Origin of the sequence: Caldibacillus sp. 210928-DFI.2.18, from assembly GCF_020554505.1 — a bacterium.
In the GTDB taxonomy this organism is placed as follows: Bacteria; Bacillota; Bacilli; order Bacillales; family Caldibacillaceae; genus Caldifermentibacillus; species Caldifermentibacillus hisashii.
The window spans coordinates 1-2938 of sequence record NZ_JAJCHL010000162.1 but is presented as its reverse complement, the minus strand read 5'-3'; the positions used below and the strand labels follow the sequence as shown (position 1 = coordinate 2938).

At 51.9% G+C, this 2938-nt stretch carries 1 rRNA gene; it reads left to right on the top strand.

The features are described from left to right. Nucleotides 1-2937, top strand: a 23S ribosomal RNA gene (locus LIZ98_RS17205). Nucleotide 2938: the final 1 nt, after the last annotated feature.

Here is a 2938-nt window from a genome sequence, read left to right as displayed (position 1 = left end):
GGTTAAGTTAGAAAGGGCGCACGGTGGATGCCTTGGCACTAGGAGCCGATGAAGGACGGGACTAACACCGATATGCTTCGGGGAGCTGTAAGTAAGCTTTGATCCGGAGATTTCCGAATGGGGAAACCCCCTCTTCGTAATGGAAGAGGATCCTTATCTGAATTCATAGGGTAAGGAAGGCACACCCAGGGAACTGAAACATCTAAGTACCTGGAGGAAGAGAAAGAAACTTCGATTCCCTGAGTAGCGGCGAGCGAAACGGGAAGAGCCCAAACCAAGAGGCTTGCCTCTTGGGGTTGTAGGACACTCAATACGGAGTGATAAAAGAACGGAGTAGATGAAGCGATCTGGAAAGGTCCGTCAGAGAAGGTAACAACCCTGTAATCAAAACTCTCGTTCTCTCCTGAGTGGATCCTGAGTACGGCGGAACACGTGAAATTCCGTCGGAAGCTGGGAGGACCATCTCCCAAGGCTAAATACTCCCTAGTGACCGATAGTGAACCAGTACCGTGAGGGAAAGGTGAAAAGTACCCCGGAAGGGGAGTGAAAGAGTACCTGAAACCGTGTGCTTACAAGTAGTCAGAGCACAATTATGTGTGATGGCGTGCCTTTTGTAGAATGAACCGGCGAGTTACGATCCTATGCAAGGTTAAAGTGGAAACTGGAGCCGTAGCGAAAGCGAGTCTGAATAGGGCGAATAAGTATAGGGTCGTAGACCCGAAACCAGGTGATCTACCCATGTCCAGGGTGAAGGTAAGGTAACACTTACTGGAGGCCCGGACCCACGCACGTTGAAAAGTGCGGGGATGAGGTGTGGGTAGCGGAGAAATTCCAATCGAACTTGGAGATAGCTGGTTCTCTCCGAAATAGCTTTAGGGCTAGCCTCAAGATAAGAGTATTGGAGGTAGAGCACTGTTTGGACTAGGGGCCCTCATCGGGTTACCGAATTCAGATAAACTCCGAATGCCAAATACTTATGCTTGGGAGTCAGACTACGAGTGCTAAGATCCGTGGTCAAAAGGGAAACAGCCCAGACCGCCAGTTAAGGTCCCAAAGTATACGTTAAGTGGAAAAGGATGTGGAGTTGCATAGACAACCAGGATGTTGGCTTAGAAGCAGCCACCATTTAAAGAGTGCGTAATAGCTCACTGGTCGAGTGACTCTGCGCCGAAAATGTACCGGGGCTAAACGTATCACCGAAACTGCGGATAGACTCTGTTAGAGTCTATGGTAGGAGAGCGTTCTAAATGCGTAGAAGCTAGACCGAGAGGACTGGTGGAGCGTTTAGAAGTGAGAATGCCGGTATGAGTAGCGAAAGATGGGTGAGAATCCCATCCACCGAATGCCTAAGGTTTCCTGAGGAAGGCTCGTCCGCTCAGGGTTAGTCGGGACCTAAGCTGAGGCCGAAAGGCGTAGGCGATGGACAACAGGTTGATATTCCTGTACCACCTATGGATTCGTTTGAGTGATGGAGTGACGCAGGAGGATAGGGTAAGCGCGGCGCTGGTCGTCCGCGTCCAAGCAATAAGAGGGGTCGTGAGGCAAATCCTTATGACCATAACCTCAAGTTGTGATTGGCGAGGGAAATTTAAGTACCGAAGTTCCTGATTTCACACTGCCAAGAAAAGCTTCTAGCGAGAATCCGGGTGCCCGTACCGCAAACCGACACAGGTAGGCGAGGAGAGAATCCTAAGGTGAGCGAGAGAACTCTCGTTAAGGAACTCGGCAAAATGACCCCGTAACTTCGGGAGAAGGGGTGCTCTTGTGGGTGTAAGCCCGCGAGAGCCGCAGTGAATAGGCCCAGGCGACTGTTTAGCAAAAACACAGGTCTCTGCAAAGCCGAAAAGGCGAAGTATAGGGGCTGACGCCTGCCCGGTGCTGGAAGGTTAAGAGGAGAGGTTAGCTTGAAGCGAAGCTTCGAATTGAAGCCCCAGTAAACGGCGGCCGTAACTATAACGGTCCTAAGGTAGCGAAATTCCTTGTCGGGTAAGTTCCGACCCGCACGAAAGGCGTAACGATCTGGGCACTGTCTCAACGAGAGACTCGGTGAAATTATAGTACCTGTGAAGATGCAGGTTACCCGCGACAGGACGGAAAGACCCCGTGGAGCTTTACTGTAGCCTGATATTGAATTTTGGTATAGCTTGTACAGGATAGGTAGGAGCCGGAGAAGTGGGAGCGCCAGCTTCCATGGAGGCGACCTTGGGATACTACCCTGGCTGTATTGAAATTCTAACCCGCAAGCCTTAGCGGCTTGGGAGACAGTGTCAGGTGGGCAGTTTGACTGGGGCGGTCGCCTCCTAAAAGGTAACGGAGGCGCCCAAAGGTTCCCTCAGAATGGTTGGAAATCATTCGCAGAGTGTAAAGGCACAAGGGAGCTTGACTGCGAGACCTACAAGTCGAGCAGGGACGAAAGTCGGGCTTAGTGATCCGGTGGTTCCGCATGGAAGGGCCATCGCTCAACGGATAAAAGCTACCCCGGGGATAACAGGCTTATCTCCCCCAAGAGTCCACATCGACGGGGAGGTTTGGCACCTCGATGTCGGCTCATCGCATCCTGGGGCTGTAGTCGGTCCCAAGGGTTGGGCTGTTCGCCCATTAAAGCGGTACGCGAGCTGGGTTCAGAACGTCGTGAGACAGTTCGGTCCCTATCCGTCGTGGGCGCAGGAAATTTGAGAGGAGCTGTCCTTAGTACGAGAGGACCGGGATGGACGCACCGCTGGTGTACCAGTTGTCTTGCCAAAGGCATCGCTGGGTAGCTATGTGCGGAAGGGATAAGTGCTGAAAGCATCTAAGCATGAAGCCCCCCTCGAGATGAAATTTCCCATTCCTTTATGGAAGTAAGAACCCTTGAAGATGACAAGGTTGATAGGTCCGAGGTGGAAGCACGGTGACGTGTGGAGCTGACGGATACTAATCGTTCGAGGACTTAACCTAT